The organism is Bacillus sp. JJ1474 (assembly GCF_036965225.1).
GTDB lineage: Bacteria > Bacillota > Bacilli > Bacillales > Cytobacillaceae > Cytobacillus.
The window spans coordinates 1-6,124 of record NZ_JBALPC010000302.1; the positions used below are offsets into that span (position 1 = coordinate 1).

General features: G+C 35.7%; 6 protein-coding genes and 1 pseudogene. All 7 read right to left on the reverse strand.

Features of this window, described 5'->3' with window-relative positions; translation table 11 throughout:
• A pseudogene (locus V7164_RS25000) lies at positions 1 to 557 on the reverse strand (hypothetical protein); the annotation flags it as partial.
• Positions 554 to 1,246, reverse strand: coding sequence for a response regulator transcription factor (locus tag V7164_RS25005; protein WP_335355572.1), 693 nt, complete (start codon positions 1,244 to 1,246; stop codon positions 554 to 556). The pseudogene V7164_RS25000 and the gene V7164_RS25005, both read right to left, overlap by 4 nt.
• A 21-nt stretch (positions 1,247 to 1,267) precedes the next feature.
• On the reverse strand, positions 1,268 to 2,023 hold the full coding sequence (locus V7164_RS25010; RefSeq protein ID WP_335346901.1) for a sensor histidine kinase: 756 nt from the start codon (positions 2,021 to 2,023) through the stop codon (positions 1,268 to 1,270).
• Between the two features lie 109 nt (positions 2,024 to 2,132).
• Positions 2,133 to 3,119: an ABC transporter ATP-binding protein gene (locus V7164_RS25015; RefSeq protein WP_335346900.1), complete on the reverse strand. Its 987-nt coding sequence runs from the start codon at positions 3,117 to 3,119 to the stop codon at positions 2,133 to 2,135.
• Entirely contained in the window at positions 3,116 to 4,129 is a 1,014-nt protein-coding gene (locus V7164_RS25020; RefSeq protein WP_335355573.1) for an ABC transporter ATP-binding protein, read from the reverse strand. Before V7164_RS25020 ends, V7164_RS25015 begins: the two co-directional genes overlap by 4 nt.
• A gap of 11 nt (positions 4,130 to 4,140) precedes the next feature.
• Positions 4,141 to 5,061 (reverse strand): ABC transporter permease, encoded by a 921-nt coding sequence (locus V7164_RS25025; RefSeq protein ID WP_335355574.1) that lies wholly within the window; start codon positions 5,059 to 5,061, stop codon positions 4,141 to 4,143.
• A gap of 21 nt (positions 5,062 to 5,082) precedes the next feature.
• The gene (locus V7164_RS25030) at positions 5,083 to 5,988 is read right to left on the reverse strand and encodes an ABC transporter permease (protein WP_335355575.1); all 906 of its coding nucleotides are present in this window, start codon (positions 5,986 to 5,988) and stop codon (positions 5,083 to 5,085) included.
• Positions 5,989 to 6,124: the final 136 nt, after the last annotated feature.

Sequence of the window (6,124 nt, forward strand, 5' to 3'; positions counted from 1 at the left end):
AAGCGAATCCCATTATAAATTGGAAAAACACCTTCTAGAATGAAAAAGTAAACAGGTAAAAAAATAATACCTGTAAAGATAAAAATAATATTAATTCCTTCAAACCTTTGTATCCATTTCATTCCTCCAAGCCCAGCATGAATGAAACAATAAAATAAAAAGAAAAAAAGACCAATATTCACTGGGATTTCAAATAAAATGTTTAGAAAAATTCCAATACCTATTGATTGTACAAATAATGAATCAAATCCAAGAAAGATTATCATCCATAATAGGGCTGATGAGCCTGATGGTTTTATTCGATCTTTAAGAAAATCACCTATAGTTTCATGCTGTGGAAAGTTAATACGTATTCGCTGAGCAATAATTCCAAATATAAAGAAGGTGAAAGCCCCCATAACTGAAAAACCAATTCCGCCAACTAATCCAAATTTAACAAGGGTTTCAGGAGATGTTACAATTGAATTTCCAGTAGCCCATCTTGCAAGTAAGCTTACAACTCCCAAAGAGAGTCCAAACTTTAGTGAACCGCTAATATAGTGTGAATATAGTTTCATTTATTTTTCCCTTTATTTCGAAAGTCTCTCGGTGATGAACCTGTTAGTTTATTAAATGATGAACTAAAATAGTGTTGACTGTTAAAACCGCATTTTTCCGATATGACTGATATACTCCAATCTTTTTGTTCTATTAAATATTTTTTAGCAATTTCAATGCGGAAGGTATGTAAATAATCAGTAAAGCTCATTCCCATTTCCTTGTGAAACTTTCTACTTAAGTAGGTAGGGTTAAGATGTATTTTTGAACCAATATAGTCAAGTGATAACTTACTATCATACTCTTTTTGAATGATAGTAATGACTTGTTGAATAATACTCGATTGAGCAGATAATTTTTTGAAAGGATTGAGAATAGAAAGCAGCTCTGACTCAATAACAGGCTTCGTAATATAATCGTTCACTCCAAGACGAATGGCAGTTTGTGCATATGAAAATGTTTGAAAGGCAGTAACCATAATAATTGCCATGGTGTAATTTTGTTTTAATTCAGCAGCTAGTTCCAAGCCAGACTTACCTGGTAGATGAATGTCTAAAAAAGATAATGTGATTTTGTGTTTTTGTGCAATACTAAGAGCTTGAGAAGCATCCTGGGCTTTATAGAAACTCCAATGAGGAAAGTGTGGCATTATTAAATATTCAAGCTGTTCTAATTCTAGAGGCTCGTCATCGACTAAAAGCACATTCATTATTAAAACCTCCTTGTTTGCTTACTCTGTGTTATCATCTGTTTTCATTGGCCAACTTACTATTGCTGATGTTCCGTGGTTTTTTTCAATAAGATTTAAAGAAACTTTTTCCGTTGGAAATAGTAATTTTAGCCTTTTCTTTATATTATTAAGACCATAGCCGCTATTGCTTGATGTTTGTATATCTGATAAAAAACTTCCGCTATTCCAAACCTCTACAAAAACACAATCTTCAATTTTATTTATTTTAATAATTAGCTCTGAAGACCCACTGTTTTTTTCGATTCCGTGTTTAAAACAGTTTTCTACGAGTGTTTGCAGAAGAAAAGGTGGTGACATGGCTATTAAGCAACTCTCGTCAATCTTTTGTTTGACGGTTAGTCTTGAACCAAAGCGCAGGTTTTGAATAGTTAAATAATCATTCATGTATTGAAGCTCATCTATTAGTGGAATAAGTGAACGATTCGTCTTATATTTATATTTAAAATATTTTGATAGAACTTCAATAGAGTGAACAAGATCTTCTTTCCTATCAAGTCGGGCAAGGCTTAAAATGGTATTTAGTGCATTGAAGAAAAAGTGAGGCTGAATTTGCTGGTTTAGTTGATAATATTGTGCCGACTTGAGTTCTTTTTCAAGTGATATTAGACTTGCTTCTTTTTGCAGGATGTCAAACCTTTTCTCAAAAATCATTATAAAGGAAAGAGTAAAGGCTCCTAATAATGGAGATAAGATGCAAAGCATAATATAAAGTGAAAAATCATCTAAACTTAGCATGCATATCACTCATTTCAAGGAAAGATATAAACATTTTACCGCTTTCTACTAAAAAAGAAAGCGGTTTTTGTAAATTTTCTCGTTATTTAGAATAATGACGAAGAAAAATTTATGCATAATGACATGCCACTAATTGTTTATTGCTTATTAACCTCAGGCTAGGCTCTTCGTTGCTGCAGCGCTCAGTTGCAAAGGGGCAGCGGGTTTGGAAGCGACAACCTGGTGGAGGGTCTATAGGCGAAGGTATATCGCCTGACAATATTATTCTTTCTCGCTTACTTTCTGTATTAGGCACAGGTATTGATGAAAGCAGTGCCTTTGTATAGGGATGTGAAGGATTAGAGAAGAGGGTTTTCTTATCTGCTAGCTCCACTATTTTCCCAAGATACATAACCATTACCCGATCCGAGATATGATGAACAACACTTAAATCATGAGAAATAAACAAATAAGTTAATTTTAACTCCCGCTGAAGCTTTTTTAGTAAATTTAAGATTTGGGCTTGTATTGATACATCAAGTGCTGAGACTGATTCATCGCAAATAATCATTTTCGGATTGACTGATAGTGCGCGTGCGATGCCAATGCGTTGGCGTTGCCCCCCCGAAAATTCATGAGGATATCTTTCAAGAGATTCTGGCCTTAAACCAACTAAACTCATTAATTCGAGTAAGCGTTCTTCTTGTTGATTTTTGGGGAGTACTTTTTGAATTGTCATTGCCTCACTTAGTATTTGACGAATACTTCTTCTAGGATTTAAAGATGCATATGGATCTTGGAAAATGATTTGGATATCACCCCTTATTTGGCGCAATTCCCGTTTAGAGAGAGAAGTCAATGAACGGTTTTGAAAAATAACCTTTCCTTCTGTAGGTTCATCAAGTCGGAGAATTGAACGACCTGTTGTAGATTTCCCGCATCCGGATTCTCCGACAATACTTAAAGTTTCTCCCTCCATTACATGAAAGGATATATCATCAACTGCTTTAACAACTTGCTTTTGCTGAAAAAAAGAGTCCTTTTTAAGAGGAAAGTATTGTTTTAAATTTTGTACATTAAGTAAAGGTTCTTTTGATTTTTCAATATCTGAAATCATACTGACACCTGCTTTTCATTAGATGAGAGTTCCCACTCTGGATCATACATCCAGCACCGAATTTGTTCTTCATCTCCAATATTGATTAATTCAGGCAAACTGTTCCTGCAAATCTCTTTAACGTAAGGACAGCGATCTGCAAAACGGCACCCCTCTGGAAAGCTGTATGGGCTTGGAACAGTTCCTTCAATCGTTTCTAATTCCTCTTGTTCTTCATGAATTTTAGGTAAGGATCGGATAAGACCCTGTGTATATGGGTGTAAAGGATTTTTGAAAATTGTTTTTGTCGATCGATTTTCTATAATTTGACCTGCGTACATGACTGCTACTTTGTCACAAACTTCTGCGACAACACCTAAATCATGTGTAATGAAAATAATGCTCATTCCTATTTGGTTTTGAAGCTTTTTCATTAGATCTAAAATCTGCGCTTGTATTGTTACATCGAGTGCTGTGGTGGGTTCATCTGCGATTAAGACCTCGGGTGTACAAGCTAGAGCCATAGCAATCATGACACGTTGGCGCATTCCCCCACTTAATAGAAAAGGTTCCTGCTTAACTCTTTTTTCAGGCGAAGGTATACCGACAAGTTCAAGTAGTTCTAATGCTTTTGCTTTTGCTTGCTTTTTATTCAATTTCTGATGAAGTTGAATTGCCTCTGAAATTTGACTTCCTATTGGAATAACTGGGTTTAGACTTGTCATTGGTTCTTGAAAAATCATTGAGATTTGATTTCCTCGTATTTTTCGTAATTCCGAAGTTGGCATTGTTACAAGGTTTCTGCCTTTTAATAAGATCTCTCCAGCTACAATTTTTCCAGGAGGAGTGGGAATAAGTCTTAGTATAGAGAGTGAGGTAATCGATTTTCCACTCCCCGACTCTCCTACAATGCCCATAGTCTCTCCCTTGCGCAGAACAAAGTCGATCCCGTCAACTGCTTTAGCTACACCTTTTGATGTATGAAAATGTGTTTTTAGACCTTTAACTTCTAAAATAACTTCCTTATCCATATGTTCCTCCTCTAATTAAGTTCAATTCTTTTGTTAAAAAATCGATATAGGATATCTACAAATAAATTTACGATGACAAAGATAATTGAGGCTACAAGTATTCCACCTTGAACCATAGGAAGATCTCTTGTCCTTATTGAATCGACAATCATTCGACCAAGTCCATTTATTGCGAAAACAGATTCAATTAAAACAGTACCGCCTAGGAGCGAACCAAACTGAAGTCCAACAACTGTAATAACTGGAATAAGTGCATTCCGTAATGCATGCCTGTAAATAATTACGTATTCCTTTACTCCTTTGGCACGTGCTGTACGAATATAATCTTGACTTACGACATCAAGCATAGTCGAGCGGGTCATACGAGCAACGATGGCTGCACCGCCAACTCCAAGAGAAATAGCTGGCAATATTATATGCAAAATACTATCCCATCCAGCTACCGGTAAAATTTGTAGTTTAATAGAAAATACATACATCATAACTAAACCAAAAAAGAAGCTAGGTAATGAAATTCCAAGTAGTGCAATTAACATGACCAAAAAGTCCATAAGGGAATAAGGTTTTATTGCTGAAATAATCCCAGCGGCCATACCAAGAACGATGGTGATTAAAATACTGAAAAAGGCTAATTCTATTGTAATTGGTAACCGTTGCATAATTTCATTAAGAACTGGTTGCTTATTTTTAATAGAATGTCCTAAATCGCCTTGAAACACATTAACAATATAGTTTATGTACTGTTCATGTAGAGGAAGGTCTAAACCAAGGTCCTTACGATATTGTTCAATTGTTTCTTTTGATGCACCTTCGCCTGCCAAAATCGCAGCCGGATCCCCAGGGACCATTTGCATAATGAGAAATACAACAAGCGTTACACCAAATATAACCGGGATAATTTGCAGTAAGCGTTTTGATACGAAAAATAACATAAAACCTCACCTTTCATGAGTTTATTTTTTCATTCGTGGGTCCAGAGCGTCACGTAATCCATCACCAAAAAGATTAAACCCTAATACTAGAATTGAGATGACTAAACCAGGAAAAATCGCCATATATGGAGCACTGAAAAGAAAGTCACGTCCACTTGAAAGCATAGTTCCCCACTCCGGAGAAGGAGGTTGTGCACCAAGACCTAAAAACGATAACCCAGCAGCTGATAAAATGGCTGTCGCTAATCGTAATGTACCTTGAACGATTATAGGGGATAGTATATTCGGAAGTATGTGTCTGAAAATTATGATGGCATCATTTGCGCCTAGTACACGGATCGCTTCAATGTATTCCAGCTTTTTTACTTCCATAGTTGAACCGCGAACGATTCGAGCAAATAAAGGAATAGAAAAAACACCAACTGCAATTGTTACGTTAATTAAACTAGGTCCTAAAGCACTGATGATTGCAAGAGCAAGTAAAATACCTGGAAAAGCTAGCATTACATCAAGAACTCGGCAAATAATATTATCTACCCACTTTCCGTAGTAACCTGCAAGAAGCCCCAATGTAATTCCAAAGATAGCTCCAAATAGTACAGAGGAAATCCCTACACCCATCGATAATCTTGAACCATAAAGGATTCGGCTTAGAATATCACGTCCCTTATCATCGGTACCCATCCAATGCTCAATGTTCGGAGGCTGCAGCTTGTTTTCAAGCTGAATGACGTAGGGGTCGTAAGGAGCTAGAAATGGAGCAAAAAGAGTCATGATTAAATAAAAGATAATAATAATGCCACCAAATAATGCAGCTCGATTAGAAGTGATGGCAAAAATAACTTGTCTCCATCTCTCCTGCTTACTAGCTTTTCTAATTGATCGAAGTGATGGATTTGTGCTTGAAACTAAAGGTTTAACTTCCATATGGTATATCCTCCTTTAATAAATTTAGGAATTAATGTGAAATGAGCGAATTCTCTAAATCCAAAATAAAAAAAGTCAGCTAGAAAGTAAATAGTATTAATTAGAATAGTTTAAATATTAAAAAAGATAGTAAGTA